This window comes from Nannocystis pusilla (assembly GCF_026626665.1).
Taxonomy (GTDB): domain Bacteria; phylum Myxococcota_A; class Polyangia; order Nannocystales; family Nannocystaceae; genus Nannocystis; species Nannocystis pusilla.
The window spans coordinates 9,570,688-9,596,006 of record NZ_JAPNKE010000002.1; the positions used below are offsets into that span (position 1 = coordinate 9,570,688).

Genomic DNA, 25,319 nt, shown 5'->3' on the forward strand with positions numbered 1-25,319 from the left:
AGGTGGTGGTGGCGGAGCTCGACGGCGACGGCCGGACCGACGCGATCGCGCTGACCGAGCGGCTGCTCCAGCCGGTGGCGACGGTGCAGCTCGGGCACGCGCTGCCGTGGCTGCCGCAGCTGGTGCCCGCGGGGACGACGACGGCGAGCAATCGCCCGCGCGCGCTGGCGGTGGCCGACTTCGACCGCGACGGCGCGCCCGACCTGGCGGCCTCGGGGCTCGACGGGCTGCAGGTGCTGCACGGCGGGCCGCAGGCGGTGCTGCTGCCCGATCGAGAAAGCGTGCTGCGGGCGGCCCAGGCGGGAGGGCTGCAGCTCGGCGACGTCGACGGCGACGGCCGCGACGAATTGGTCGCGCTGGGTCGCGGCGGCGATGTCGGCCTGGGCAAGTTTGATAGAGCAGGTGCTTGGAACCTGTGCTTTACGACATGTTCTATGGAGCAGATGCGTGGCCGGGCGAAGAGGTGCGGGCGCGCGGGCTGCTGCTCGACGTCGACGGGGACGGGGCGGAGGAGCTGCTGTGGGCGCTCGCGGGGGACGGCCCGGTGACGGAGCTGCGGCGGGCGCGAGGCGAGCGGTGGAAGCTGGTGGCGGCGCTGCCGTTTGCGATCGACGCGAGCGGTCCGCTGCGCGCCGGGGATGTCGACGGCGACGGTGATGCAGATCTGGTCTACCTCCACCACGCGGGCATGCTGGTGACGCACGCGGGCGGGCTCGAGGGGCTGGCGGAGGGGACGAGCGGGCCGTTCGTGAGCGAGGGCGCGCTGGGACCCTGGCTCGGCGACGTCGATCGGGACGGGCGGCTCGACGCGATGCTGCTGTCGTGGGGCGGAGGGGCGCACGTGTACCGAGGGGACGGGCGCGGCGGGTTCGCAGGGGCGCCGCAGACGTGGCCGATCGGCTGGAGCTCGGGCCCGCTGGTGACCGGCGACGTCGACGGCGACGGGTACGGCGATCTGCTGGCCGCGGCCGGGTACGACGGCGGGGCGACGCTGCGGGTGTGCCACGGCGGGGAGGACGGGCCGCGCGGCGATTGCCGCGACCACACGCTCGGAGCAGAGGAGGCTGCGATCGGCGGGCTGGCGGTCGAGGACGTCGACGGCGACGGGGTCACCGACGTGCTTGCGGTGCTGGTCGCGGGGACGTCGCGTCAGCTGGTGTTCGGTCGCGGGGGGGCCGGGGAGCTGGCGCTGCATCACAAGTCGTTGCCCGACGGCGGGTCGGAGACGACCGCCGACGGGGAGCTCCGCCGGGCGCGGCTCGACGACGACGGGGCCGAGTGGGTGTACGTCGACCGCGAGGGGCTGACGCGGCTCGGGGTGCGGGCGCGGTGAGAGGGGTGTCCTTCGGGACAGGTGATTACGAGACAGGGGCGTCCTCGGAGACATGCAGGGCCGCTGCGGCTGACGCAGCTCGGCGCGCGGGTGTGGCGATACGCCTGTCCTCCGGGACGGGTGGTTGCGGGGCGCCGGTGTTGCGAGCGAGGAGGTCTGACCGATCGGACAGGTCGGTTTTGGGACGGCGGAGATGGACCTGGCCGATCAGGAAAAATCTTCGAGCCAGGTCGCGTCGGGGTGCTCGCCGAGGTGAGGGGGCGGCGGTAGTGATCGATCGGGGTGCGCGAGAACACGATCGGATTTTTAGACAGGGGGTGCGGCCGTCGTCCATCGCGATGAACAGGCCGCGGTGCGTGACTTGCGGGTCGGCGGCCACCTCGGCGAGGTCGCGGATCGGGCCGTGCGGGAACTGCGGGGTGGCGGCGGCGAAGATCTGCAGCCACTCGTCACGTGTCTTTTGGGACAGGCGTTGCTCCAACCGCGCGACCAGCTCGGCTCGGTGGGCGACGCGCGCGGGGTTGGTGACGAAGCGGGGGTCGACGGCCCAGCCGGGCTCGCCGAGGGCCACGCACAGGCTGGCGAATGCAGGTCGCTGCCGACGGCCAGCATCAGCGGGCGGTCGGCGGTGGCGAAGCTCTGGTAGGGCACGATGGTCGGGTGGGCGTTGCCGAGGGGGCGCGGGACCTCGCCCGTGCACAGGAAGTTCATGGCGATGTTGGCGAGGCCGGCGACCTGCGTGTCGAGCAGCGCGAGGTCGATGTGCTGGCCGAGGCCGCTGCGGCTGCGCTCGAGCAGCGCCGCCAGGATGGCGACCACGGCGTAGAGGCCGGTGCCGAGGTCGGCCACTGCGACCCCGACCTTGGTCGGATGCTCGGCGTCCTGGCCGGTGATGCTCATGAGCCCGCCGAGGCCCTGGATGAGCGCGTCGTAGCCGACGCGGCCGGCGTCGGGGCCGGTCTGGCCGAAGCCGGTGATGCTGCAGTAGACCAGGCGCGGGCACCGGGCGCGAGCGCGGCGTAGTCGAGGCCGTGGCGGGCCAGGTCGCCGACCTTGAAGTTCTCGAGCAGCACGTCGGCGCCCGCGAGCAGGCTGAGCAATACCTCACGGTCGGCGGGGCGCTTGAAGTCGAGCACGCGCGAGCGCTTGTTGCGATTGCAGGCCAAGTAGTAGGCGGCGCCGCCCTCAAAGTCGGGCGGGCCCCAGCGGCGCGTGTCGTCCCCGGAGGATGTTCGATCTTGATCACATCTGCCCCGAGATCCCCGAGCAGCTGGGCGGCGCTGGGCCCGGCGAGGATCCGCGACAGGTCGAGCACGCGCAGGCCGGCGAGCGGGAGAGCGGCTTTTCCATGGGTCGGAGGATACTATCGGCGACCCGCACGGGAGGCGAAAGAGCATGACGGGAGCCGAGCTGTACTTCGGGACAGGTGGCGCGGAGGCGCGGCGATGACTCGCATCGTGCGGGCACTCCACCGCGCGGTGCGGCTGCCGGGGCTGCGGGCGCCGCACGACACGCTGCACGCGCGGGTGTTCTACCCGGGCAGGCTGACGGGCGCGCAGGCGGAGCGCGACCTCGGGGCGGTCGAGGCCGACGCCGACGCCGGGCCCTTTCCGGTCGTGATCTTCTTGCCCGGGGTCAACGTCGGGCCGGAGAGCTATCGCTGGCTGGCGCAGGCGCTGGCGGACCGCGGTCACGTGTTCGTGACGTTCTCGTGCGTCGGCGAGCTGCGGCCCGGCGAGCCGGGGGTGATCGGATTGACGCCCGGGCTCGACGCGTCGCGCCTCGGGCCGGACGGCTTCGGGCACGCGCCGACGTCGACGACGATCGGGCCGTTGCTCGACGAGCTGGCCAGGTTGCAGTGCGAGGGCATCCTCGCCGGCTTGCTCGATCTCGAGCACGTCGTCCTCGGCGGTCACTCCGCCGGCGGCTGCGCAGCGCTGCAGAACGCGGCCTTGCGCTATTTCAACAACCTCTCGGCGGCGTTCGCCTACGCGGGCCACGCCGGGGCCCTCACGGCGCTCGGCTGGGCGGAAGACTCGTTGCTGCCGCTGCCGGGCGAGGTGCCGCTGCTGCTCCTCGGCGGTGAGCGCGACGGGGTGATCGCGGCCAGCAGTCACCGCTACGGGTCGTCGCCGGCGGACGCGTTCGCCCTGATCCGGCGCACCTTCCACGAGGCGTTGCCCGGCGGGCGTGGGGACGCCCACATGTTCCTGCTCGCGGGGGCCAATCACTTCTCGTTCTGCCACCCCGACGATCCGACGACGGGGCGCTCGTTCCTCGATCACCGCGCGACGGCCCCGGGCGACGCGCTGCGAAACTTCTTCGTCGAGGTGATCTCGACGTTCCTCGACGCATATGTCCGCGAGGACAGCGAGGTGGTCGAGCAGCTCGATCAGCTGTCGGGGCACCCGCTGGTGCTGCAGGCGGGGCGGCGTTGAGTCCGACGTGAGGGCCCACGCAACGGGCCGTTCGGCGGAGGATTCGTCGCGACGCGGCGGCCCGGCCGCCGCGGTTTGCCGGCCGCGGCGGGCTCGTGCTACGGTCCCGCGCACCATGGCACGTACAACGTTTTATTCGCTGCTGTCGCTCACGCTGGCGGCGTCGCTCGGCGGCGCTTGCTCCTCGGAGATCGACGGCAAGCCCAAGGCGCAGGTCGAGGACGTCAAGAAGACCGAGGCCAAGGCCGAGACGAAGACCGAGACGAAGACCGACGCGCCGGCCGCCGCTGCGCGCACGCTCAAGCTCGACAAGACAGGCAGCTCGGTCCAGTTCGTCGGCGCCAAGCTCACCGGCGACCACAAGGGCGGCTTCGAGGAGTTCGAGGGCGAGGCCAAGGTCGCCGGCGACAAGATCGAGTCGCTGCGCGTGACGGTGCAGACCCCCTCGGTCACCTCCGACGCGCCCGACCTCACCGGTCACCTCAAGAGCGCCGATTTCTTCGATGTCGAGAAGTTCCCCACCGCGGTGTTCTCGGCCAACGAGTTCCTGGCCAAGGCCGGCGACAACGGGGCGACCCACGAGATCGGCGGCGAGCTCGAGCTGCACGGGCAGAAGAAGGCGATCCGCTTCCCCGCGAAGGTCACCGTCGACGCCCAGGGCGCGCAGGGCCAGGCCGAGTTCACGATCAACCGCAAGGACTTCAAGATCGAGTACCCCGGCAAGCCGGACGACCTGATCAAGGACGAGGTCCTCCTCAAGCTCGACCTCAAGTTCAAGGCCAGCTGAACGTAACGGCGTTCGCTCGCCGTCGCCTCGATGTCACTATCGCCGCGACACGGCCTCGTGGTATCAGCCGCGCATGGCCCCCAAGCTCGCCCTCGTCGCGCTTCTCCTCAGTGCCGTCGCGCTGTTCCTCCCTCCGGTCGCTCATCGGCATCACCGAGGGCGCCTTCGCCGGCGACATCAAGAACATGGGGCTCGGCCTCATGCTCACGGTGCCGTCGATCCTGCCGTCGTTCTTCGGCGTGGTGGTCGGCCGCAAGGGCTTCGCCCGCGGCCTCGGCGTGCTCCACCTGCTGTTCGGCCTGATCGGCGTCGGCCTGTGTTACTTCGCCACGACCGCCCCGCGGGCATCCAGTTCGAGGTCGGCGGCTACCTGGCGTTCGCCGCCGCGGCCCTGGTGCTGGTCGCCGGCTTCATCGGCCTGGCCAAGCCCGAGCGCCGGTGACGGACGGACATGTCCGAAGGGCCCGGTGCCTTCGGACATGGCGGAAAGGCAATGAACCAGAGGGCATGTCCGCCAGGACATGCCCTCGATGCGTCACGGCTGGTGCTTGGAGTCGTGCTTGGAGTCGTGCTTGGAGTCGTGGTTGTCGAGCGCGGCCTGGGTCTGGGGCGCGGTGATCGTCAGGTCGAGCGCGAGCTGCCAGCGGCCGGCCTCGTCGCGGCGCCACAGGCGGAGGTAGCCGCCGCGCTCGGCGGGGGCGTTCGGCTTGACGGTGCGCGTGGCCTCGCCGTAGACGTAGCCGAGGTCGCCGGCCGCGGACACGCCGTCGCCGCGGCGAATGTAGGTGAGGACGTCGCTGCGGGCCAGCAGGGCGGTCTGGACCGCGTTGGCGCCGGTGACGGGGAAGCTGCCCGGGGGAACCAGCGGAGGTCGGGCGCCGCGGCGGCCAGGAGGGCGCGGCCGCCCTCGGCGTTGAGGCCGGTGATCAGCGCGTCCTCGGCGGCGCGCAGGCTCTTGAGCTCGGCGGCCCGATCGGGCGAGGTGGCGGGCTCGCGCGCGGGCGCGTGGGTGAAGCGGTCCGGCAGGTTGAGCGGGGGCGGGTGCGCGCTGCCGCCGTCGACGACGACGCGCCAGCGCTCGCCCTCCTTGCGCCAAACGCTGACGTAGTGGCCGTGCTTGACCTCGCCGCTGTCGCGCTCGTGCGCCTGATAAGGACCGGTGGTGTAGCCGAGGTCGCCGGAGGCGGCGATCTCGGCGTACGCGGGCTCCCAGGTCAAGGTGAAGCCGGCGGGGCCGGCGAGCGCCTGCGCGGCCGACTGCGGCTCGGGGCGGAGGAGCACGGCGTCGACGGCGAGGTTGCGGGTGAAGCCGTCGACCACCCCGAGCTCGGCGACCTCGCGGCCGAAGTTACGCTCGGCGCCGACCAGCGGCATGACGTGAGCCTCGGGCAACTTCTCGGCGCAGGCCCCGAGCGCGACGGCGAAGACGACGGCGATGACGCGACGCACGGCGATCTCATAGCACGTAGATCGGCCGCCCGGGGCCGGCGTTGCTGGTCCTCACCCCACAGGAGATCGGCATGCGCTTCATCGTCTTCGCTTCGCTCTTGCTCTGTTCCACCACCGCCTGGGCCGCGCCCGCCGCCCGCACCGACGCCGACGCCGACGCGGCGGCCCTCCAGGGCAAAAAGGGCGCGACCCAGCTGTACGACTTCGAGAACGACACCGTCAACAGCAACGCCCTCAAGCCCGATCACGAGGGGGTGCAGAGCCGGACGGCGCGCAAGTGGGAGAGCATGATCAAGGTGCGGGTCCACTTCATCCCGCAGATGCTGCAGATGGCCCACGACGTGTGAGCCGAGCCGCCTGGTCGATCGACCAGGCGGCTCTTTTTCATGGGCGGCGCGCGCGGCGATCGGCGCGCGCGCCGAAGCTGTTCAATTGGCCAGGCGGGCCTTGTTGCGGGCCTCGGCGGCGCGGGCGGCGATCAGCTGGCGGTCGTCGGCCATCGGCGCGAGGCTGAGGTAGTGGTCGAGGTCGAGGGCGGCGGCGCGGTAGGCCCGGCGCTGCAGCTGACACAGGCCGCGGTCGCGGTACTCCTCGGCGGCGCCGGGGCTGAGCAGGAGGATCCGGTCGCTCGCCGCGAGCGCGCGCTCGAGGTCGCCGCGGCTCAGGTGGACGCTCTTCAGATTGTTGAGCATGCGCACCAGCAGCTGGCGACCGCCGACCGGGCGCAGCTGATTGCGGTCGAACTCGATGCGGCCCTGGGTCTTCTGCCGCAGCATCACCCGGCACTCGTACTCGGTCAGCAGGCGACCGCCGTGGAACGGGTCGATGTAGAGCTGCGGCAGGTCGAGGTCGACGGCGAGGAAGTGGGCCGGGAAGCCGACCCCGGCGACGCGCAGGCCGACCCGCCGGGCTAGCTCGATCAGCAGCAGGGCCAGCGAGATCGGCAGGCCGCAGCGGCGGTCGAGCACCTGGTGGAAGTAGCTGTTGCGCGGGTCGTAGTAGTCGGACTCGTTGCCGTGGAAGCCGAGCTCGCGGAACACGTAGGCGAGCAGCTGGTCGAGCCGCTCGCGCGCGGTGTGGTCGGGCGAAAGCCGCGAACGCAGGGTCGCCGCCAGGTCGTCGAGGCGGGTCAGGTAGTCCTCGACGTCGACCGGCCCGTCCTCCTCGGCGCCGATCCACAGCGCCGTCTCGCCGAGGTCGAGCGCGTGATCGGGCGAAGCCGCGAGGCGGGTGAATTGCTGGCGGGCGTGGTGTTGGCGGGCGTCCATCCCGAGGCGCTGCGATCACGATAACTCACAACCCCGGCGGCGGCCGCGACGGCCGGTGTGAGGGCTGCCGCATGGACCCGCGAACGAGTGTCCGGACGCCGGCCGGCGCTTCATCGGCCGCTCCATCGGCCGCTTCATCGCCGCTTCATCGCCTCATGGGGGTCCGCGCCGGGCCCGGCGTGCGGTATACCGCTCGTGGACGGTCATGCGGTTCCACGAGACGATCCACGGGGTCTACTTCGACGACCTCGACGCCTTCCACATCCTCCACAACGCCCGCTACCTGCTCCTCTTCGAGCACGCGATCGGCTCGTTCTGGCGCCACCTCGGCTGGGCCGGGGTCCTCGACTTCAACACGAACCCCGACCAGTACCACCTGGTGCGGGCGAATTCCCTCGACTACCAGCGCCCGGTCATCGGCACCGGCCAGGTCAGGGTGCGCGTGTGGGTCGAGCGGCTCGGTCGTACCAGCTTGACCTTCGGTATGCGCGTGATGCCGCTCGACGAGGACGTCGAGCACGCGAACGGGCGCCGCACGGTGGTCCGCGTCGACCCGGAGACCAAGCGGCCGTGCGCCTGGACCCCGACCTTCCGCGCCGAGATCGCGCCGTACTGCGCGCACATCGAGGCCGAGGCCAGCCCATGAGACATGTTCTTAAATGCATGTCCTTGGGGACATGTATGATCGGCCTGGTGCTCGCGCTGGGCTGTACGCCGCGCGACTTCGCCCGGCGCGAGCTGCTGTGGCCCGAGGGGGCGCCGGGGGCCAAGGGGACGGCCAAGGCCGACCAGCCGGAGCTCTTCTACTATCTGCCGGCGCCGGGCAAGTCGAACGGGGCGGCGGCGATCGTGGCGCCGGGCGGGAGCTACGCGCACACCGGCGGGCTGCGGCCGGAGGCGTTCCCGACGGCCCGCTGGCTGAGCGAGCAGGGCTTCGTGGCGGTGGTGCTGCGCTACCGCGTCAGCGGCGACGGCTACCACCACCGCGACTTCCTCGCCGACGGCAGCCGCGCGGTCCAGCGGGTCCGCTCGCAGGCGGCCGAGCTCGGGGTCGACGGAGGCAAGATCGGCTTCGTCGGCTTCTCGGCCGGCGGGCACCTGGCCGGCTTCGTCGCCACCGCGTGCAAGAAGGAGGGCGACCTGAGCGCGAGCGATCCGGTCGGGCAGACGTCGTGCCGGCCCGACTTCATCGTCATGGTCTATCCGGTGGTCACGCTCGACGACCGCTGGGCCCACCAACGCAGCAAGCGCAGCATGCTCGGCGAGGAGCCGGCGACGCCGGCGCTGGTGCAGGGGCTGTCGCTCGAGCAGCGCGTGACGGCCGAGACGCCGCCGGCGATGCTGGTCCACTCGCGCCACGACAAGAAGGTGGTGTTCCACAACAGCGAGCTGTACGACGAGGCCGCCCGCGCCCGCGGCGCCTCGTCGCGCCTGCACCTCTACGACGACGGCCGCCACGGCGTCGGCCTGGCCCAGCGGGCCGGGATGCCGCAGATGGCGACCTGGCCGGCGTCGATGCTGGCGTGGCTGCACGAGCTCGGGGTGCTGACGGCGAAGTGACATGTCCTCCAGGGCATGCTCGAAAGGGCATGCTCGGAGGATGCAGGGCCGAGTGGTGAGCGAAGGACCGGCGGGCCGGGCGGTAGCGAGACCGAGCGGTGAGCGAAGGACCTGCGAGCCGGGCGGCGAGACCGAGCGGTGAGCGAAGGCCCGGTGAGTCGGGCAGCGGCGAGGCCGAGCGGCGAGCGAAGGCCCAGCGAGCCGGGCGGCGGCGAGAGGTCCTGTCGGCGAGGCCGACAGCGGGTCCATGCCCATGAGGACATGGCTTTGAGAGCATGTCCAGGAGGCCATGCTCGGTCCCGTCAGTCGGCGAGCGCGAGGGCGGGGGCGGCCGGCTCGTCGAGCAGCTGGCGCAGCGGGACGGCGGCGCTGTAGCGGTGGCGGCGGACGTGGGCGCCGGCGCAGGTGAGCACGGCGTCCCAGCGGCGGGCCCACAGGTCGGCGTCGATGCCGTCGCGCACGCTCTGGACCAGGGCGATCTCGAGGCCGCTGAGGCCCTTCGGCAGCCATGATGCTTCGGGACATGTCCCGGAGGACCGGTAGGCGCGCTCGAACTTGTCGAGCTGCTTGCGCTCGCCGGCCTGACTGGCCTCGAGGTCCGACATGACGACGACGGTGGTCCGCTCGGGCTCGCGGCGGACCGGGGGCAGGTCGGCGAGCTTGGTGAAGAAGGCCAGCAGCGAGGTGCCGGGCTTGGGGGTGTAGCCGGCGACCTGGTCGCGCCAGCCGTGGATCCGCACCGCCCGCTCCTCCTGCAGGCGGGTCCGGCGGGCGTCCTCGCCGGCGTTGAGCTCGCCGACCCGCGCGCTCTGGGCGACCTCCAGCTGCTCGAGGCACTTCTGTTGAAACAGGCTGTCGGGCTTGCAGCCGTCGCACAGCACCGGCTCGGCGGTCCAGCGGGTGCCGCCCTCACCTGGCTCGAAGGGCATGTCGGGAGTGGTGGAGCGGTCGCTGCGGTCGGTGATCAAGAGGACGCCGACGCCGGACTCGGGGCCGAGAGTGGCGGCGTAGGCGACCGCGGCGTCGAGCTGGGCGTCGGCCAGCTCGCGGTTGCTGCCGCTGCGGTCGACGCCGAACAGCAGGTTGCGGGCGGGGCGCTGGTCGGGGGCGCTGGTCGGGCCGAAGGACGCGTAGGTCTTGCCGAGGCGGGCGATGCACGGGGGCGCCAGTCGTCCCGCGGGGCCGCGGGCTGCAGACCGGACTGCCACCACAGCAGGCCGCCGAGGAGGGCGCCGCCGAGCAGCAGGCCGCCGAGGGCGGCGAGGGGTTGAAGGTGGCTCATGGGACAGCTCCGATCGGGGAGTCAGGGTGAATCAAGGGACATGTCTCACGGGACACTTCCGGACATCTGCAGCGGGGCGTGCGGCGGGCTCGGCGGCTCGTCGACGGCGCGCATGACCTCGGCCGGGAGGGCGAGCGCCTGGGCGCCGTCGTCGTGGCCGAGGATGGTGGCGATGACGTCGTCGAGCGCCGACCACACGCCGACCAGGAGGCCGACGGCGAGCACGAGGACGACCGCGGGGGCGCCGACGGCGATCGCGGCCAGCCACACGAGGGCGAGCACGCACAGGCGCGGGAGGGCGGAGATCAGGCGCAGGACGCCGAGGCGGGCCAGCCAGCCGTCCATGGCGCCGACCAGCAGGCCGCCGGTGTGCGCGGCGACCCACGGGACGGCGAGGCCGAAGCCGATGAAGATGATGTTGCTGACCATGACCGAGGAGCCGACGAGGCCCTGCTCGGCGAGCACGAGCCCGCGCGAGGCGGCCAGAGCGGCGTCGAAGGCCGAGGCGCCGCCGAGCACGAACCACCGCAGCGTGCTGCCGCCGCCGCGGATGGTGTCGAACACGCCGAACCACACCTCGAGCACCGCCTTGAAGGCGGCGACCGCGACGTAGAACGACCACTCCGCGGCCTCGGGCGAGAGCATGCCGAACAGGTCGAAGCGGTACGGCGGCTCGGGGAAGACGTCGCGCAGGAGCAAGGTGGTGAGGACGACGTCGAGGGCGGTGAGGCCGAGGCCGGCGACGAGGGCGATCCGCTCGCCCAGGCGCATCGGCGGGGTCTGGGCGTCGGCCGAGGGATCGCGCGGCCACAGGCGCAGGCTGAGGCGCCACACGGCCTCGCCGGCGCCGACGAGCAGGCCACGCAGGCTGCGGTGCCAGCCGAGCTGGACGCGCCGCAGCGAGGCGCCGAGCAGGAGGAAGCCGAAGGCGAGCAGGGCGAACAGGCCGGCGCCGCGGATCGCCTGGCTGCCGGCGGCTTCGCTCGGGGGCGGCAGCCACACCGCGAGGGCGAGCACGCACAGGCCGGCGAGGCCGACGGCGAGGGTCAAGGCTCGAGTGCGTCGCTGAGACGAGAGGGCTGGTTGGCATCGAGGTCATGGCTGTGGGTCCTCCGGCCGCGTGCGGCCCGCGCCCAGGCCTCACGCGTCGTTGGTGAGCTGTCCGATCGGACATGCTCTGAAAGTCATGGGGGGCCGCGGCTCACTGCGCGCGGCTGGAGATGTCACGCGCGAGGCGGTGGCGGTTATTCCCGCGGCGCCGAGGCGGCGGCGTGTGGGGACGGCGAGCGACAGGGCGACGGGGCGGACTCGCGGGCCGGCGTCGAGCGCCGAGGGGCGAGGAGCGGCGCCGCGAGGGACGGCGAGGTCGGGCGAGGGTGGCCGAAAGGACAGGTCGCCCGTTCGCGGGACGGCGTCGAGCGCCGAGGGACAGCGCCGCGAGGGACGGCGAGGGACGGCGAGGGCAGGCGAGGGCGGCCGAAAGGACAGGTCGAACACTCGCGCCTCGGGTGCGCGGGCGGGTTCGCGGCCGAGAGAGGACGCAGCTCGCGACCTGTGAGGTCGGGCGCTCGGGTGCTCGCAGGCGAGAGCGACCGCTCGGTCGGAAGAAAGTGTCCGAAAGAACAGGTCGTCCGCAATCGTGAGGGAGCGCGGCTCAGGGCTCGTCGGCCTCGCCGTCGGGCACGGCGGTCAGCGGCGGCAGGTCGAGCCAGTCCGGCGGCGGGCGCATGCGGGCGGCCCGGCGCTCCTGCAGGGTGGCGATGACGCGCTGCAGGGTCGGGTCGTGCCACGGGCGGTCGTCGAGGCGGTGGCCCTTGCCGTAGTTGCAGCGGGCGCAGGCGATCGCGAGGTTGGCGATCGCGTCGGTGCCGCCCTGCGAGCGCGGGACGATGTGCTCGATGGTGGCGGAGGTCAGCGGGGCGCCGTCCTCGGTGAGGGTGTGGCGGGCGTTGCAGTGGATGCACTTGCCGGTGAGCACGGCCCGGCCGTCGCCCGCGACCGCGCGCTCGAAGGTGCGGTCGGTGGCGGCGCACCACAGCAGCAGTCGCTGGGTCCGGCGCGCGCTACCGCGGGCCTGCTGCTGCCGCTTCATGGCGCCTCGATCTTGGCCGCGCGCAGCTCGCGAGGAGGGTGGGCAGCAGGGTCGGACCGGCGGCGACGACGTCGGCGCAGCCGATCTGCCACGGCGCGCCGTCGAGCCGGCGGATCTGCCCGCCCGCCTCGCGCACGAGGAGGGAGCCGGCGGCGACGTCCCACGGCTGCAGGTGGTACTCCCAGTAGCCGTCGAGCCGCCCGGCGGCGACGTAGGCGAGGTCGAGCGCGGCGCTGCCGGCCCGCCGCACGCAGCACACCTGCGGCACGACGCGGCAGAACTCGGCCAGGTTGTCGTCGCGGGTGGTGGCCCGCTGGTACGAGAAGCCGGTGGCGATCAGCGCCTGCTGCAGGCGACCGGCCTGCGAGACCGCGAGGGCCCGGCCGGGCCGCGCGTTGCGGTCGAGGCGCGCGCCCTGGCCGCGCACCGCGACGAAGGTCTCGCCGCGGATCGGGTCGTGGATCACGCCGAGGCGCGCGCCGTGCTGGTCGCACAGCGCGATCGAGACGCAGAAGTGAGGGAAGCCGTGGGCGAAGTTGGTGGTGCCGTCGAGCGGGTCGATCACCCAGCGCAGCTCGCCCGGGCCGGGGAGGATCGTGTACTTCGGGTCATGTCCGGAGAGACCTGACTCTTCGGCCAGAAACGAATGGTCAGGATGGACGCTGCGCAGGGCCTCGATCACGACCGCCTCGGCGGCGCGGTCGGCGGAGGTGACGAGGTCGATCGGCGACGATTTGGTCTCGACCTCGAACACGCCCTCGAAGTGGCGGAGGAGCACCGCCCCGGCGGCGTGGGCGGCGGCGATCGCGAGCGCGAGCTCCGGGTCGTGCATGCCGGCTACGTAGCACAGCCGCCGGACCCGCCCGCCGCGCGGCCGCGGCTCGCGGCCGATCGCCGGCGAACGCGGCGGTCGAGAGCGCGTGTCGCCGCTGCGAAGAAGGGTCGGGGTCTCGGCGTGGGGTGCGCGGGAGCGTCGCTGACTGAAAAGACAGCCCGCGCGCACGGCGGGGTTGCGCGCGACGCGCGAGAACGGGCTCCCGTTCGCGGGCGTGCGCGCCGCCCGACGTCGCGCCGCCGCGCTGCCAGGCGGAACCTGGTCTGTTACGCTCGCGCCGGTGGTCAAGCAGTTCGATCCGCTCGACAAGACCTTGCTCGGCGACGTGACTGCGACGCCGACCGCGGCCTCCCCGGGGCCGGTCCCCGTGTCGGGCGAGCTCTACGCCGGGCGCTACCGGGTCGAGCGCCAGGTCGGTCGCGGTGGGATGGGGGCGGTGTACCGCGCCGTGGACGCGATGGTCGGCGACGTGGTCGCGCTCAAGGTGCTCGACATCGAGATCACGCGCGCCCCGGACCAGCTCGAGTGGTTCCGCCGCGAGGTCCGGCTGGCGCGCCGGATCACTCACCCCAACGTCGCGCGCACCCACGACATGGGCGAGGCCGGCGGGACGCACTTCATCACCATGGAGTTCATCGAGGGCACGACCCTGCAGGACGTGCTGCGCGTGCGCGAGGACGGCGAGCGGCGGCGCCTGGCCTTGGAGCCGGCCCGCACCGCGCGGGTGATGCTGGCGGTGTGCGAGGGCCTGGCGGCGGCCCACGCGGCGGGGGTGGTCCACCGCGACCTCAAGCCGGCCAACATCCTGATCGAGAACACCGGTCGCGTGGTGCTCACCGACTTCGGCATCGCCCGCGCGCTGACGGACGAGGGCGGGCGCACGCAGGGGCTGGTCGGGACGCCGCTGTACATGTCGCCCGAGCAGGTCGCCGGCAAGCCGGTCGACACCCGCACCGATGTCTACGCGGTCGGCCTGATGCTGTACGAGATGCTGACGGGCGCGCTGCCGTTCGCCGGCGACGGCCGGGCGTCGGGGCCGGTGTCGCCGCTGACGGTCGCGCTGGCCCGCCTGACCGAGCCGCCGCCCGACCCGCGCGCGACGCGGGCCGACCTGCCGCCGGTGCTGGCGGAATTGGTGCTTCAGTGCATGTCCCAAGAGCCAGGCGATCGGCCGGCCGGGGCGGCGGCGGTGGCCGAGCGGCTGCGCGCGTGGCTGGTCAGCGTCGGCGAGTCGGCGGCGCCGCAGGCCGGGGCGCCGCTGCTGGCGGCGATGGCCGCGGAGGCCCACCGCGAGGCGACGACGATCGTGGGGACCGGGGCGGTGCTGACGCCGCACTCGACCGCGCGCCCGGCCGCGTCGACGCTGGCGAGCGGGCCCTCGCACGCGACGTCGGGCGGACCCTCAGGGGTGGCGACGAACTTGGGGCGCTCGATGCTGCCGACCTCGGCGATGCGCTCGCTGGCGCCGGTGCCGTCGACCGAGCGGGCGCTGGCAGTGCTGCCGTTCCGCTACCAGGGGCCGCCAGACCAGAGCTACCTCGGCGACGCGCTCAGCGACGAGCTGATCGACGTGCTGTCGCGGACCCGCGGGCTGCGCGTGCTCGGCAGCGGCGCGACGGCGCAGTACCGCGACAACCGCGACCCACGCGCGATCGGCACGAACCTCGGGGTCGACGCGGTGGTCGACGCGACGGTGCAGTGCTCGCCGTCGCAGATCCGCGTGCTCGCCCGCCTGGTCGAGGTGGCCAGCGGGACGCAGCTGTGGAGCGACCGGTTCGAGAGCCGCATCGAAGACGTGTTCGAGATGCAGGACCGCATGAGCAAGCGGATCGCGGAGGCGCTCCGCGTCGAGCTCAACACGGTGGCCGCCCGCGGCGACGCTCCGGCAGAGGCAGTGGCGCTGTACCTGCGCGCGCGGCGGAAGATCACGAGCCTGCACATCCTCGGCGAAGACGGGGCGATCGAGCTGCTCGAGGCGTGCATGCAGCTGGCGCCGGAGTTCCGCCCGGCGCTGGCGAGCTACGCGATCGCTTGCATGCGCGCGTGGTTCCTGCCGGCGTTCTCGGAGGCGCCTTCGGACCGCGACTGGGCGGCCGAGGCCCGCCGGGCGCTGGCGCGAGCGCTGGCCGACGCGAACGACCTGGCCGAGACACACCTGGCGAAGGCGATGCTGGCGGTGCAAACCGGGGAGTGGCGCGACGCAGTGCAAGCGCTGGTGAAGGCGCTGGAGATCGCGCCGACCTACGCGCACGCGCACCAGTACCTGGCTCAGCTGCAAGTGGAGGCCGGCAACACCCGCGAGGGAGTGTCGCGCGCGCGCCTGGCAGTCGACCTCGAGCCGCGCCTGTTCGTCGGGCTGTTCGACGTGGCCCGCGTCCACGCGCTGCGCGGCGAGCTGGTCGAGTACGAGGAGATCCTCAAGAAGATCGAGGCGGACGCCCGCTACCGCAACCCGACGACGCAGATCCGCCTGCGCGTGGCCGGCTGGTACGGGGACCTCGACCGCGTCCGCGATGTGCTCGACTCGGTCCGCGACGAGGTGATGGTGGGCTTCGCGAAGTTCTCGGTCGGCTACGCCCGCGGACTGCTCGGCGAGCTCGACAAGGCAGAGCTCGACGCGTACGTGCTCAGCATCGTGGCCGACGGGGTGAGCCCGCGCCTTTACACGCTGATCTGCCAGCTGGCGGTCGAGATCTACTGCGCCCGCGGGTTCTATGAGGACGCGCTGGTGTACTTTCAGAAGGCGGCCGATTCGGTGCTCATCGATGTCGAGTGGATCGATCGCTGCCCGTCGCTCAAGCCGATGGCGAACCTGCCGGGGTTCGGCGAGGCTCGCCGCAAGGTGAAGGCGCGGGTGCAGTCGATGTGGAGCGTTTGAGGCTTGTAGGGGGTGCTCGATGGGGCATGTCCGATGGGGCATGCCCGATGGGGCATGTCCGATGGGGCATGTCCGATGGGGCATGTCCGATGGAGCATGTCCGATGGGGCAATTGGTGTGTGGGGGCGGTTGGGTGGTGGTTCGCATATTGCCGACTGCGCCTCGCGGGGGGTCGGGAAGCGGCGGCCGCGAGTTAACCGGCGCGATGGGCACTCGTTCCTCGCGCCCATCTCACCTCTAATCCGCGGCCACCGCTTCCCGGACCCCTGGCACGGCTGCAGCCGTGAGAAGCCGACGCGCCGCTCTCGGCTCCGATGGGGGGCGTCGTGGAGGAGGCGACAGGGGGGCGGTTGTTCGACGGCCAGGGCTGGCCGCCGAACAACCGCCTTCTCGCGGCCTTTCGGCGCGTCATTCTTCGCGGCGGGGATGCTCCTCGCTTCGAGGCGAGGTGTTTTGGGGGACAGGTTCGGTCGCGATCTCGCTTTGCACGGTGAGCCGTCAGAGGCCGGCGCACTGCGTCGGCCTCACGAATTTTAGAGGCGACCGGTAGGCGGAAGTTCGACGAACAGGGCTGGCCGTCGAACAGCCGCCATCTCGCTCTTTTCGGCGCGTCATTTTTTGCGGCGAGGATTCTTCGCTTCGATGCGAGGTGTCCTGGGGGACAGGCCCGTCGAGCTTCGCTTGAAGGAGAGGCCGGCGCATCGGCCTCGTGAACCGAGAGGCGATCGATGGGCGGCTGCTCGACGAGCAGCCACCTCACGGCCTTTCGGTGCGGTGTGCCTTCCCGTCAGCCGCCGGCTTCGCACTGGTCGGGGCCGAAGCCGAAGCAGGCGCCGAAGCTGCCGCGGCTGTTGCAGTGCTTGATGCACACGGCCCCCTCGCCGCACACGTCGCCGCCCCAGCCGAGGCAAGTGCCGCCGCCGTCGCGTGAGACGCAGCGGCGAGCGCAGGCGACCGAGGGGCCGCACACGTCCTGGCCCCACATGGTGCAGTCGCCGTGGGTCGAGCGCGTGACGCAGCGCGGGGTGCAGGCCATGCTGGGGCCGCACGCGTCGGGGCCGTAGGCCATGCAGGTGCCGTTCTGGGCCCGCTGGACGCAGTGCTTGGCGCACTTGTAGCGGGTGCCGCAGGCGTCGCGGTCGTAGGCGAGGCAGGTGCCGTCGGTGCTGCGCTCCTTGCACCGCACGGCGCACGCGTAGGCCTCGCCGCAGGCGTCGGCGCCCCAGGTGTGGCAGTCGCCGTAGGTGCTGCGGACGGCGCAGTCCTTGGCACACACCGCGTCGGCGGCGCAGAAGTCCTGGCCGTAGGTGACGCACTCGCCCTGCACGTCGCGGCCCTCGCAGGCGAACACGCAGCGCAGCTGATCGGCGACGCACGAACCCCGGGCGCACGTGAAGCCGCTGGGGCAGTCGCCCGGCTTCTGGCAGTTGCCGGCGCGCGAATCGCCGACCGGCGCGACACCGACGAACAGACCGAGGAAGAACGCTGCCACCAGAGAGAGGCGAGGCACCACGCGCGGAGCGTAGCAGGTGGCAAGCCGGGTTCACGCGAGGGGCGATGACGCGCGGCTCACACGCGGCCGTGCGCTCCGCGCGGTCTGTTCCCCGAAGGCGCGCGAGCCTGGAGCGCGTCGCGGGAATACGACGAGCAAGGACCTCCGCCCAAAACTCCCGAGCTGGTGGCCGCCACACGGCCGACCGATGTGAGGGCCGAGCGGGCCGCTCGGCCGCCAGTGGACGACGAGGGCGCGCAGCCGTGAGGGCCTGGCGATCTTTCAGAAGTCCGTCAACCGCTGCGTCAGGGCAGGGCGGCGGGGACGCCCCAGGGCCACGAGAAGACGATGAGGCCGAACCACATCAAGCAGATCACGACGAGCAGGATGAGGCCGATGATTCCGCTCGGGTAGTAGCCCCAGCGCCGACTGTGTTGATACTTCGGCAACGCGCCGAGGAGCAAGATCGCCAGGATGATGACGAGCCAGAAGCCGAACATGGCAGTGTCTCCGGGTCACGCATGAGGCGCAGATTCGTCGGATCACCGACGAGTCGCGGGCCGGCCGACGAGGCGAGGATCATTGCGACGGCGGCGGCGGTTGAATGACGATCTCGACGCGGCGATTGTTGGCCCGGCCGTCCGCGGTGGCGTTGCTGGCGACCGGTTGGGTCTCGCCGAGGCCGCGCGCCTCGATGCGATCGGCGGCCACGCCGTGTTCGACCAGGAAGTCGCGGACCGCCTGCGCGCGCGCCTCCGACAATTGCTGATTGAAGTCCGCGCGGCCCTTCGAATCCGTGTAGCCCTCGACGAGGAAGTGCGCGCCGGGATCGCTGGCGACCAGGGCCTCGGCGACCTGGGTGAGGCGCGAGGTCGCCGAGGGCAGCAGCTCGGACTTGCCGCTGGCGAACAGGACGCTGCCCGAGAGGGTCACCACCGTCCCGCGCGGCTCGCTGCGGACCGCGGCGATCTCGGCGAGGGCGGTGATCGCCAGCGCCGCCCGCTGCTCGGCCTCGGCTCGCAGCTCCTGCTCGGTCGCCAGCCGAGACGCGTTGGCGGCGTTCTCGGCCTGCTCGGCGGCGAGGGCCTCGCGCGCCTGCCACAGCTCCGCGTTCCTGGCGGCCTCGACGTGATCGGCGGTGCGGCCCATCACGATAGCGAGCTCCGCCTTGCGCGTGGCGATGTAGGCGCGGTCGCGCGTCTTCGGGGAGTCGCCTTCGACGACGTAGGAGCGCTCGGCCCGCGTCAGCGAGCGACGCGCTTCGTCGAGCTCCGCCGGCGTCTCCTTCCGGGTGGCCGGATCGGCGGCGGCTTGTTTGTACGACGCGCGGGCTTCGCGGAGCTCCTCCGGGATTTTGTGAGCGCAAGCAGTCGGGACGAGGAGCGCTGCGAGAACGATGAGCCGATGGTGTGTCACGATGGACCTCCGCGAGGATGAGGATCAGTGGGTCGATGTCGCCGCACCCGGAGGCGCCGCCTGCTGGGCCGCCCGCCGGGCCTCGTGCTCGCGGACGAGGGCGATCGCCAGCGCCGCGTCGATCTCGGCGCGCTCCGCCATGAGCTGGGCCCGCCCGTGCTTCCCGTTGACGATCAGCGCCCGGGCCCAGGCGACCTCGTGCTTGGCAGATTCCAGGGCCCGCGCCGCCTCCGGCACCTGCGACGCGCCGAGCTTCTCCGCGGTGTTCACCGAGGCGATCGACGAGGTCAACTCTCGCGACTCCGGGGCGGTCGCGCATCCGGCGGCGAACAAGACGACTACGAGGCTGATGAATGTCGCTCTCATATGAACTCCCACGACAGGACTCGACGCAGTCAACTATGACATGAGCGCGATTGCGATCAACCGGGCCCGACGACTCGAATCTCGCCTCCCGACCGCGAGAGCGAGCGGCCGAGCCAACGGACTGCACATTCGCCGCCCGCTCGCCTGCGCGACGAGAGGCGAGCCGCCGAAGGGAGCTCTGCCGGACCCGCCCGTTCATCCTCACCCGGCGGCCGGACAGCCTCGAGTGCCATGAAACATGCGTCGATTTCGTCGACGATCCGGGCGCTCTGAAGAAGCGCGTACGCTCTGGGTCAGCGAGCAGGCTTCACCGAGCGGAGAGGACATGCCGTTGTTGATGCGAGATGGTGCCGGCGCGGCGACCAGCCCTGGCTGGCGAGCAGGCTTCACCGAGCCGAGAGGACACGCCGTCATGGAGGCGAGATGGCGTCGGTTCGGCGGCCAGCCCTGGCTGGCGAGCAGGCTTCACCGAGCGGAGAGGGACGCGCCGTCATGGAGGCGAGATGGCGTCGGTTCGGCGGCCAGCCCTGGCCCGCGAGCAGGCTTCACCGAGCGGGGAGGACACGCCGTTGTTGATGCGAGTTGGTGTCGGTTCGGCGGTCAGCGCTGGCTAGCGCGCAGGCTTCGCGGAGCGGGAGGACACGTCGTGGTTGATGCGAGATGACGGCGGTTCGGTAGCCAGATCTGGCTGGCGAGCAGGCTTCGCCGAGCGGGGAGGACACGCCGTCATGGAGGCGAGATGGCGTCGGTTCGGCGGCCAGGCTTGGCTGGCAAGCAGGCTTCACCGAGCGGAGAGGGACGCGCCGTCGTCGATGCGAGATGACGGCGGTTTGGCGGCCAGATCTGGCTGGCAAGCAGGCTTCACCGAGCGGAGAGAACACGACGTGATGAACGCGAGATGGCGTCGGTTGGGCGGCGAGCAAGCTTCACCGAGCGGAGAGGGCACGCCGTCGTCGATGCGAGATGGTGTCGGTTCGGCGGCCAGGCTTGGCTGGCGAGCACACTTCACCGAGCGGCGAGGACACGCCGTCATTGACGCGAGATGGCGTCGGTTCGGCGGCCAGCCCTGGCCGTCGAACCGGCGCCCGGCGATCGACTCCAAGCGATATTCGTTCATCGGAGCCGACGACGGCGGGTCGGCCTCTCACGGCTGCAGCCGTGCCAGGGGTCCGGGGAAGGGCCGGCCGCGAATTAGAGGCAAGATGGGTGCGAGGAACGAGCGTCCATCCTGCCGGTTGACTCGCGGCCGGTCCTTCCCCGACCCCCCGCGAGGCGCAGTCGGCAATATGCGAAGCGACCCACCCCAACCGCCGCGATTCATGGCCTTTGGCCAGACCCCGCGAAGCTCAGGTCTGCGGCAATTGAGCCACCGGCGCCGCGGCCAGGGCGGTCGCGTCGCGCTCGCGCAGCATCTCGGCGAAGCGGCCGTCGTACATCGCCCGCAGCTCGCGGTTGAGCTGACGCGGGTCGAGGTCGCGGCCGGCCGTCTCGATGACCGGGAAGAACTCCACGCGGAACGCCCCGCGGCGGTCGGGCACCTCGTACCAGGGCTGGTGCTTCATCAGCATCGGCGGGTTCACCGAGATGAACGCCGGCACGATCGGCACCCCCGCGCGCACCGCAGCCTCGACCGCCCCGCGGCGGAAGCGTCGCATCTTGCGCTCCCACGAGCGCGACGCCTCCGGGAAGATCACCAGCGCGTGACCGGCCTGCAGGTGCGCCACCATGCGGTCGACCACCGCCGGCATGTCGCCGTCCGAGCCTGCCTCTTGCGACATGTCTGAAGAGCCATCCGTCAGCGCCGCCGTGCGGTCGGTCCCCGGGATGTGGCCGGCGTAGCGCATCAGCACGCGCAGCATCCACGAGCTGTACCAGCTCGGCTTGACCACCGACGACAGGCCGGGCGCCAGGCCCATCAGGATCAGGGTGTCGATCAGCGACGGGTGGTTGGCGATGACGACGTAGCCGCCGCCGCGCGGGAAGTCGGGCGGCAGCTCCGGGCGGGCGTAGTCGATCAGCCGCACCATGTGCAGGATGTCGATGAAGCGGCGGTAGATCGCGCAGATGATCCGCTCGATCCGCCGTCGCTTCTCCTCCGGGCTGCCCGGCCACATCGCCAGGATCGGCAGCCCGATCCAGCCGGCGACGCAGCCGAACGAGAAGAAGGCGACGAACGCGAGGCCGGACAGGGGGATGCGCAGGAACTTGGGCACGCGAGACTGCCTGAGGGGCCGGGGGATAGAGCGAGGGGCAAGGCGCGCCTCGCCGGGCTGGGGCCCGCGGCCGGTTTTAGTCGAGCCGGCCGAGGATGAGGCTCGTGTTGACGCCGCCGAACGCGAAGTTGTTGCTCATGATGATGGCCGGGCGGACGTCACGGACCTCACGTACGTAGTCGAGGTCGGCGCAGCGGGGGTCGACCTCGACGAGGTTGCGCGTCGGCGCGAGGAAGCCTTCGCGCAGCATGGAGAGCGAGAAGGCGGCCTCGATGGGCCCGCAGGCGCCCATGGTGTGGCCGGTGTAGCTCTTGGTCGAGGACACCGCGACCGGGCGGCCGAACACTTCGCGGGTGGCGTTGCTCTCGGCCACGTCGCCGATGTCGGTGGCGGTGCCGTGGGCGTTGACGTAGTCGACGCGGTCGGGGCCGAGGCCGGCGTCGCGCAGCGAGCGGTGCATCGCCTCGCGCATGCCCTGCTCCGACGGGGCGGTGATGTGGAGGCCGTCGCAGTTGGTGCCGAAGCCGAGGACCTCGGCGTAGATCGTCGCGCCGCGGGCCTTCGCGCGCTCGTACGACTCGAGCACCACGGTCGCGGCGCCCTCGCCGACGACCAGGCCGTCGCGCTTGGCGTCGAACGGCCGCGGGCTGAGGTCGGGCCGCTCGTTGTAGTTCGTCGAGGTGGCGAACATCAGGTCGAACGTGACCGCGGTCGTGTAGTGCATCTCGTCGGCGCCGCCGGCGACCATGACGTCCTGCAGGCCGTACTTGACCGCCTCGTAGGCGCTACCGATCGCCTGGGCTCCGCTCGCGCAGGCCGAGGTCACCGGGACCACCCGGCCGCGGATGCCGAAGAACTGGGCCAGGTTGGCGGCGCAGGTGTGCGGCATGAACTTGAGGTAGCTGGTCGACTGCAGGCCCTTCATGCTCTGGGTGGTGAGCAGGGTGGTGCAGAACTCGGCCAGCGCCTCGGACGAGCCCGAGTTGGAGCCGTACGACAGGCCGGTGGCGCCCGAGCCGAGGGTCTCCTCGTCGAGCTTGGCGTCGGCGAGCGCCTGCTCGGCGCTGTAGGCGGCCAGCAGGGCCACGCGGCCCATGGTGCGGGTCTTCTTGCGGTGCCAGCGGCGCTCGAGCTCGAGGCCGGTGACGACGCCGGCCAGGCGGGTCCGCATCTCTTCGACGCGGCCCCACTCGGGCATGGCGACGATGCCGTGCCGGCCGCTGCGCAGCGAGGCGCTGGCTTCGGGGAGGTTGTGGCCGATCGGGCAGACGATGCCGACGCCGGTGATGACGACGCGACGCGGGTTCATGGCGCGGGCTCCGAATGGTCACGGCCGTCGCGGCCGTCGAGGCGGGGGCTGCTGGATGTCCCGGAGGACAGGTCGCTGCCGGGTGTCCCGGAGGACAGGTCGCTGCCGGCCCCCGCGGCCGGCGAGGCGGCCGCGAACTCGGCCGGGTCACCGCGCAGGACGGTGACTGCGCCGGTGGCCAGCCGCTCGTCGCCGCGCGAGAGGATGCACTGGAACTGCGCGACCGGGCCGCTGGCCCACTGCTCGCGGCAGTGGACGTCGAGGACGTCGCCGACGCGCAGGTGCGAGACGGCCAGCTCGAGGTCGCGGGCGCCCAGCAACAGGCCGCGGAACGGCCCCGGGCCGCCCCTGCTCTTGTAGGCGAACAGGGCGGCGACCGCCTGGGCGAAGTACTCGAGGGCGATGAGCGCGGAGACCCGCCCGCCCGCGACGAACGGCGCGCCCGCCCGCACCATGGCGCGGCAGGTCACCGACTCGGCCTCGGCCGCCGTGAGCGCGTCGAGCAGCAGCATCGGCGGGCGATGCGGCAAGATCTCGTCGAGCGGCGGGAAGGCCACGGGCCCGTCACTCCTGGGTCGGGGGCACGTTGGCGCTGGCGAGCTCGGACTCGACGAGCTTGACGATGTCCTCGACGGTGCGGATCTTCCGCGCGACCTGGACGTCGATGCGGCGCCCGGTGACCTCGTGGAGCTCGACGAACATGTCGATGGCGTCGATGCTGTCGAGGTCGAGGTCCTCGAAGAGCCGGGATTCGGGGCGGATGTCGTTCGGGTCGAGCTCGAAGCTCTTGACCAGGATCCCGACGATCCGATTGTAGATTTCCGCGCGCGTCATGCTGGGGGTCGTTCGGCGAATGGTACTTGCAGGGCCCGGGGAGGTAAAGGCGCTCCCGGGGGGCTCGGAGGGCCGTGGAGCCGCTGGCTCGGCGGCTCAGGCGAGGGGTTCTTGGAGCATGAACTCGTACAGGGGCAGGGCGGGGGCCTCACGCGTGGGGACGACCCCCAGCTCCTGCAAGATGGCGAGGCCGCGGTCGCGGGTGCCGTTGAAGATCGCCTCTGTGGTGCGCATCACCTGCCGCCGCGGCCGCGGCGCGAACATGTCGTCCATGAAGTCGACCAGGTCGAGCTGGTAGCAGTACTGACCGAGGTTCTTGCGGTAGTAGCCGCCCCGGGCGTGCATCTCGCCCTCGATCTGCTTGAAGAAGCGGGCGAAGTTCTCGAGCCCCTGGAGCACGAACTCTTTGCGCCGCAGCTCGCTCTTCAAGTACTTCAGGTCGAGGTGCTGGTCGGTGAAGAACGGCGCCGCCCACAGGTTGTAGTAGCAGGCGATGTCGAAGTCCCACTTGAGCTTCAGCAGCTCGTAGCTGCCGAGCACCGAGTAGAGGTCGCGGTACAGCAGCACGGTGGCGGCGAACCGGAACTGCATGAACTCGTCGTAGGCGTCCGACCGCTCGCGCAGGTCGGCGCGGCTCTCGCCGGCGGCGTCGCGCGCGATCAGGTCGACGATGTAGTCGCTCTCGATCGAGATGAAGTCGCTGCCCGGGCTGTAGAAGGGGTCGGTGAAGGCGGCGGCCTCGCCGAGGAGGAACCACCGGTCCTCGCCGCGGAAGAACCGCTTGGTGCCGTAGGCCAGCTGCTTGTACGAGAGGATGTCGACGAGCTCGGCCTCGCCGCCGCGCAGCAGGTCCCACACGGCCTTGTGGCCCTTGAGGAACTCGAGGAAGCCTTCGGGCTTGCGCCAGGCGTCGCTGAACTGGGCCTTCTCGCCGACCCAGCCGACGCTCATGACCTCCTGGCCCAGCGGGATGAACCAGATCCAGTAGCCGGGGTAGCAGAAGTGATTGGTGCTGAGGAAGCGCGCGGTGTTCTGCACGCGGCCGCGCCACTCCGGCGGGCCCATGTCGTCCATGTCGGCGTAGCCGCGGAACCGGCCCCAGACGGCGCTGATCGGCAGGTCGGTCGGGACGCGCAACTCTTGATCGCGGGCGACCAGGCTGGCGCGGCCGCTGGCGTCGATCAGCCACTTGCAGCGCCACCGGGTCTGCTGCTCGCCCTCGGTGACAGTGAACTCGTGCTGGCCCGGGCCGGCCTCGGTGCCGGGCGAGAGGGCCAGGTCGTGGGCCTTGGCGCCGAGGTGGACCTCGACGCCGGCGTCCCGGTTCATGCGCAGGAGGTCGGTCTCGAGGCGGGCGCGGTCGAGCTGGAACGAGGGCAGGCGCAGCAGGTGGCGGCTGCCGAGCTCGGTCATGTCGTACAGCTCGGCGTTCTTCTCGGGGGTGTCGAAGAAGAAGCGGAGGCCGTTCTTCGGCAGCTGGTGCTGGTAGAGATAGGAGGTGAGGCCGAGCCGCCGGGTGAGATAGTTGCCGGCGATCTCCACGGAGGACTCGCCGACCTTGAAGGACCCCTCGGTGCTCTTCTCGAACAGCGCGACGGACAAGCCGGGGACCTGGCGGCGGAGTTGGCGGGCGATCAGATTGCCTGCGAGGCCGCCGCCCAGCACGGCGACGTCGACGGTTCGAACAGCTTCCACGAGTCCTCCGGGAGGTGATGACATAGCCGATGGACGGCGCCGGCGCTCAACCCTGCGATTCGGCCGCCGTGG

At 71.8% G+C, this 25,319-nt stretch carries 24 protein-coding genes and 2 pseudogenes; 9 read left to right on the forward strand and 17 right to left on the reverse strand.

Going from position 1 to position 25,319, the window contains the following annotated elements; translation table 11 throughout:
- Nucleotides 1–8: 8 nt before the first annotated feature.
- Entirely contained in the window at nt 9–548 is a 540-nt protein-coding gene (locus tag OV079_RS56655) for an FG-GAP repeat domain-containing protein (protein ID WP_267775412.1), read from the forward strand.
- Nucleotides 545–1,333: an FG-GAP-like repeat-containing protein gene (locus OV079_RS42320; RefSeq protein ID WP_267778777.1), complete on the forward strand. Its 789-nt coding sequence runs from the start codon at nt 545–547 to the stop codon at nt 1,331–1,333. Before OV079_RS56655 ends, OV079_RS42320 begins: the two co-directional genes overlap by 4 nt.
- 25 nt (nt 1,334–1,358) lie before the next feature.
- On the opposite strand, the pseudogene OV079_RS59525 reads toward OV079_RS42320, so the two are convergent.
- Both OV079_RS59525 and OV079_RS59530 read right to left on the reverse strand, forming a co-directional pair.
- A pseudogene (locus OV079_RS59525) lies at nt 1,359–2,499 on the reverse strand (CaiB/BaiF CoA transferase family protein).
- Between the two features lie 98 nt (nt 2,500–2,597).
- A pseudogene (locus tag OV079_RS59530) lies at nt 2,598–2,648 on the reverse strand (hypothetical protein); the annotation flags it as partial.
- Nucleotides 2,649–2,790: 142 nt separating this feature from the next.
- On the opposite strand from OV079_RS59530, the gene OV079_RS42335 reads away from it, so the two are divergent.
- From OV079_RS42335 to OV079_RS42345, 3 genes are all read left to right on the forward strand, one after another.
- On the forward strand, nt 2,791–3,771 hold the full coding sequence (locus OV079_RS42335; protein WP_267775414.1) for an alpha/beta hydrolase family protein: 981 nt from the start codon (nt 2,791–2,793) through the stop codon (nt 3,769–3,771).
- Nucleotides 3,772–3,886: 115 nt separating this feature from the next.
- Nucleotides 3,887–4,558: a YceI family protein gene (locus tag OV079_RS42340; RefSeq protein ID WP_267775415.1), complete on the forward strand. Its 672-nt coding sequence runs from the start codon at nt 3,887–3,889 to the stop codon at nt 4,556–4,558.
- A gap of 110 nt (nt 4,559–4,668) precedes the next feature.
- Nucleotides 4,669–5,055, forward strand: coding sequence for a hypothetical protein (locus tag OV079_RS42345; protein WP_267775416.1), 387 nt, complete (start codon nt 4,669–4,671; stop codon nt 5,053–5,055).
- A 124-nt stretch (nt 5,056–5,179) separates the two neighbouring features.
- Here OV079_RS42345 and OV079_RS42350 read toward each other — a convergent pair whose 3' ends face one another.
- A complete protein-coding gene (locus tag OV079_RS42350; protein ID WP_267775417.1) occupies nt 5,180–6,007 on the reverse strand; it encodes a DUF4440 domain-containing protein in 828 nt (275 codons plus the stop codon).
- A gap of 71 nt (nt 6,008–6,078) precedes the next feature.
- On the opposite strand from OV079_RS42350, the gene OV079_RS42355 reads away from it, so the two are divergent.
- The gene (locus OV079_RS42355) at nt 6,079–6,354 is read left to right on the forward strand and encodes a hypothetical protein (RefSeq protein ID WP_267775418.1); all 276 of its coding nucleotides are present in this window, start codon (nt 6,079–6,081) and stop codon (nt 6,352–6,354) included.
- An 81-nt stretch (nt 6,355–6,435) separates the two neighbouring features.
- Here OV079_RS42355 and OV079_RS42360 read toward each other — a convergent pair whose 3' ends face one another.
- Entirely contained in the window at nt 6,436–7,275 is an 840-nt protein-coding gene (locus OV079_RS42360; RefSeq protein ID WP_267775419.1) for a SirB1 family protein, read from the reverse strand.
- Between the two features lie 205 nt (nt 7,276–7,480).
- Between OV079_RS42360 and OV079_RS42365 the strand changes: the two genes are divergently transcribed.
- Both OV079_RS42365 and OV079_RS42370 read left to right on the forward strand, forming a co-directional pair.
- Nucleotides 7,481–7,921, forward strand: a complete 441-nt coding sequence (locus tag OV079_RS42365) for an acyl-CoA thioesterase (RefSeq protein ID WP_267775420.1) — start codon at nt 7,481–7,483, stop codon at nt 7,919–7,921.
- Nucleotides 7,922–7,938: 17 nt separating this feature from the next.
- Entirely contained in the window at nt 7,939–8,835 is an 897-nt protein-coding gene (locus OV079_RS42370; RefSeq protein WP_267775421.1) for an alpha/beta hydrolase, read from the forward strand.
- Between the two features lie 302 nt (nt 8,836–9,137).
- On the opposite strand, the gene OV079_RS42375 is transcribed toward OV079_RS42370, so the two are convergent.
- From OV079_RS42375 to OV079_RS42390, 4 genes are all read right to left on the reverse strand, one after another.
- Entirely contained in the window at nt 9,138–10,043 is a 906-nt protein-coding gene (locus OV079_RS42375; protein ID WP_267775422.1) for a hypothetical protein, read from the reverse strand.
- 119 nt (nt 10,044–10,162) lie between these two features.
- Nucleotides 10,163–11,167 carry a hypothetical protein gene (locus tag OV079_RS42380; protein ID WP_267775423.1) on the reverse strand — a complete coding sequence of 335 codons (1,005 nt, stop codon included), beginning with the start codon at nt 11,165–11,167 and terminating at the stop codon, nt 10,163–10,165.
- Nucleotides 11,168–11,771: 604 nt separating this feature from the next.
- Nucleotides 11,772–12,209 carry an HNH endonuclease gene (locus OV079_RS42385; RefSeq protein WP_267775424.1) on the reverse strand — a complete coding sequence of 146 codons (438 nt, stop codon included), beginning with the start codon at nt 12,207–12,209 and terminating at the stop codon, nt 11,772–11,774.
- Nucleotides 12,181–13,041 (reverse strand): inositol monophosphatase family protein, encoded by an 861-nt coding sequence (locus tag OV079_RS42390; RefSeq protein WP_267775425.1) that lies wholly within the window; start codon nt 13,039–13,041, stop codon nt 12,181–12,183. The genes OV079_RS42385 and OV079_RS42390 overlap by 29 nt, the downstream gene beginning before the upstream one ends.
- A gap of 283 nt (nt 13,042–13,324) precedes the next feature.
- Between OV079_RS42390 and OV079_RS42395 the strand changes: the two genes are divergently transcribed.
- Nucleotides 13,325–15,922: a protein kinase domain-containing protein gene (locus OV079_RS42395; RefSeq protein ID WP_267775426.1), complete on the forward strand. Its 2,598-nt coding sequence runs from the start codon at nt 13,325–13,327 to the stop codon at nt 15,920–15,922.
- Nucleotides 15,923–16,709: 787 nt separating this feature from the next.
- Here OV079_RS42395 and OV079_RS42400 read toward each other — a convergent pair.
- From OV079_RS42400 to OV079_RS42440, 9 genes are all read right to left on the reverse strand, one after another.
- The gene (locus OV079_RS42400) at nt 16,710–17,435 is read right to left on the reverse strand and encodes a hypothetical protein (RefSeq protein WP_267775427.1); all 726 of its coding nucleotides are present in this window, start codon (nt 17,433–17,435) and stop codon (nt 16,710–16,712) included.
- A gap of 284 nt (nt 17,436–17,719) precedes the next feature.
- Nucleotides 17,720–17,914, reverse strand: coding sequence for a DUF3309 family protein (locus OV079_RS42405; protein WP_267775428.1), 195 nt, complete (start codon nt 17,912–17,914; stop codon nt 17,720–17,722).
- Nucleotides 17,915–17,993: 79 nt separating this feature from the next.
- Complete coding sequence (locus OV079_RS56660; protein ID WP_267775430.1) at nt 17,994–18,830, reverse strand: OmpA family protein; 837 nt, start codon at nt 18,828–18,830, stop codon at nt 17,994–17,996.
- 24 nt (nt 18,831–18,854) lie between these two features.
- Nucleotides 18,855–19,121, reverse strand: coding sequence for a DUF4398 domain-containing protein (locus OV079_RS42415; protein ID WP_267775431.1), 267 nt, complete (start codon nt 19,119–19,121; stop codon nt 18,855–18,857).
- A 1,421-nt stretch (nt 19,122–20,542) separates the two neighbouring features.
- Complete coding sequence (locus OV079_RS42420) at nt 20,543–21,409, reverse strand: lysophospholipid acyltransferase family protein (protein ID WP_267775432.1); 867 nt, start codon at nt 21,407–21,409, stop codon at nt 20,543–20,545.
- A 76-nt stretch (nt 21,410–21,485) separates the two neighbouring features.
- Nucleotides 21,486–22,718 (reverse strand): beta-ketoacyl-ACP synthase, encoded by a 1,233-nt coding sequence (locus OV079_RS42425; RefSeq protein ID WP_267775433.1) that lies wholly within the window; start codon nt 22,716–22,718, stop codon nt 21,486–21,488.
- Nucleotides 22,715–23,275: a hotdog family protein gene (locus OV079_RS42430; RefSeq protein ID WP_267775434.1), complete on the reverse strand. Its 561-nt coding sequence runs from the start codon at nt 23,273–23,275 to the stop codon at nt 22,715–22,717. Before OV079_RS42430 ends, OV079_RS42425 begins: the two co-directional genes overlap by 4 nt.
- Before the next feature lie 7 nt (nt 23,276–23,282).
- Nucleotides 23,283–23,552, reverse strand: a complete 270-nt coding sequence (locus tag OV079_RS42435) for an acyl carrier protein (protein ID WP_267705227.1) — start codon at nt 23,550–23,552, stop codon at nt 23,283–23,285.
- A 96-nt stretch (nt 23,553–23,648) separates the two neighbouring features.
- Nucleotides 23,649–25,247 (reverse strand): NAD(P)/FAD-dependent oxidoreductase, encoded by a 1,599-nt coding sequence (locus OV079_RS42440; RefSeq protein WP_267775435.1) that lies wholly within the window; start codon nt 25,245–25,247, stop codon nt 23,649–23,651.
- Nucleotides 25,248–25,319: the final 72 nt, after the last annotated feature.

What these genes read in the sequence shown, in the direction of transcription:
- OV079_RS42340 (WP_267775415.1), top strand. Translation starts at nt 3,887, where the DNA reads ATGGCACGTACAACGTTTTATTCGCTGCTGTCGCTCACGCTGGCGGCG.
- OV079_RS42355 (WP_267775418.1), top strand. Translation starts at nt 6,079, where the DNA reads ATGCGCTTCATCGTCTTCGCTTCGCTCTTGCTCTGTTCCACCACCGCC.
- OV079_RS42360 (WP_267775419.1), bottom strand. Translation starts at nt 7,275, where the DNA reads ATGGACGCCCGCCAACACCACGCCCGCCAGCAATTCACCCGCCTCGCG.
- OV079_RS42365 (WP_267775420.1), top strand. Translation starts at nt 7,481, where the DNA reads ATGCGGTTCCACGAGACGATCCACGGGGTCTACTTCGACGACCTCGAC.
- OV079_RS42370 (WP_267775421.1), top strand. Translation starts at nt 7,939, where the DNA reads ATGTCCTTGGGGACATGTATGATCGGCCTGGTGCTCGCGCTGGGCTGT.
- OV079_RS42385 (WP_267775424.1), bottom strand. Translation starts at nt 12,209, where the DNA reads ATGAAGCGGCAGCAGCAGGCCCGCGGTAGCGCGCGCCGGACCCAGCGA.
- OV079_RS42390 (WP_267775425.1), bottom strand. Translation starts at nt 13,041, where the DNA reads ATGCACGACCCGGAGCTCGCGCTCGCGATCGCCGCCGCCCACGCCGCC.
- OV079_RS42405 (WP_267775428.1), bottom strand. Translation starts at nt 17,914, where the DNA reads ATGTTCGGCTTCTGGCTCGTCATCATCCTGGCGATCTTGCTCCTCGGC.
- OV079_RS42425 (WP_267775433.1), bottom strand. Translation starts at nt 22,718, where the DNA reads ATGAACCCGCGTCGCGTCGTCATCACCGGCGTCGGCATCGTCTGCCCG.
- OV079_RS42435 (WP_267705227.1), bottom strand. Translation starts at nt 23,552, where the DNA reads ATGACGCGCGCGGAAATCTACAATCGGATCGTCGGGATCCTGGTCAAG.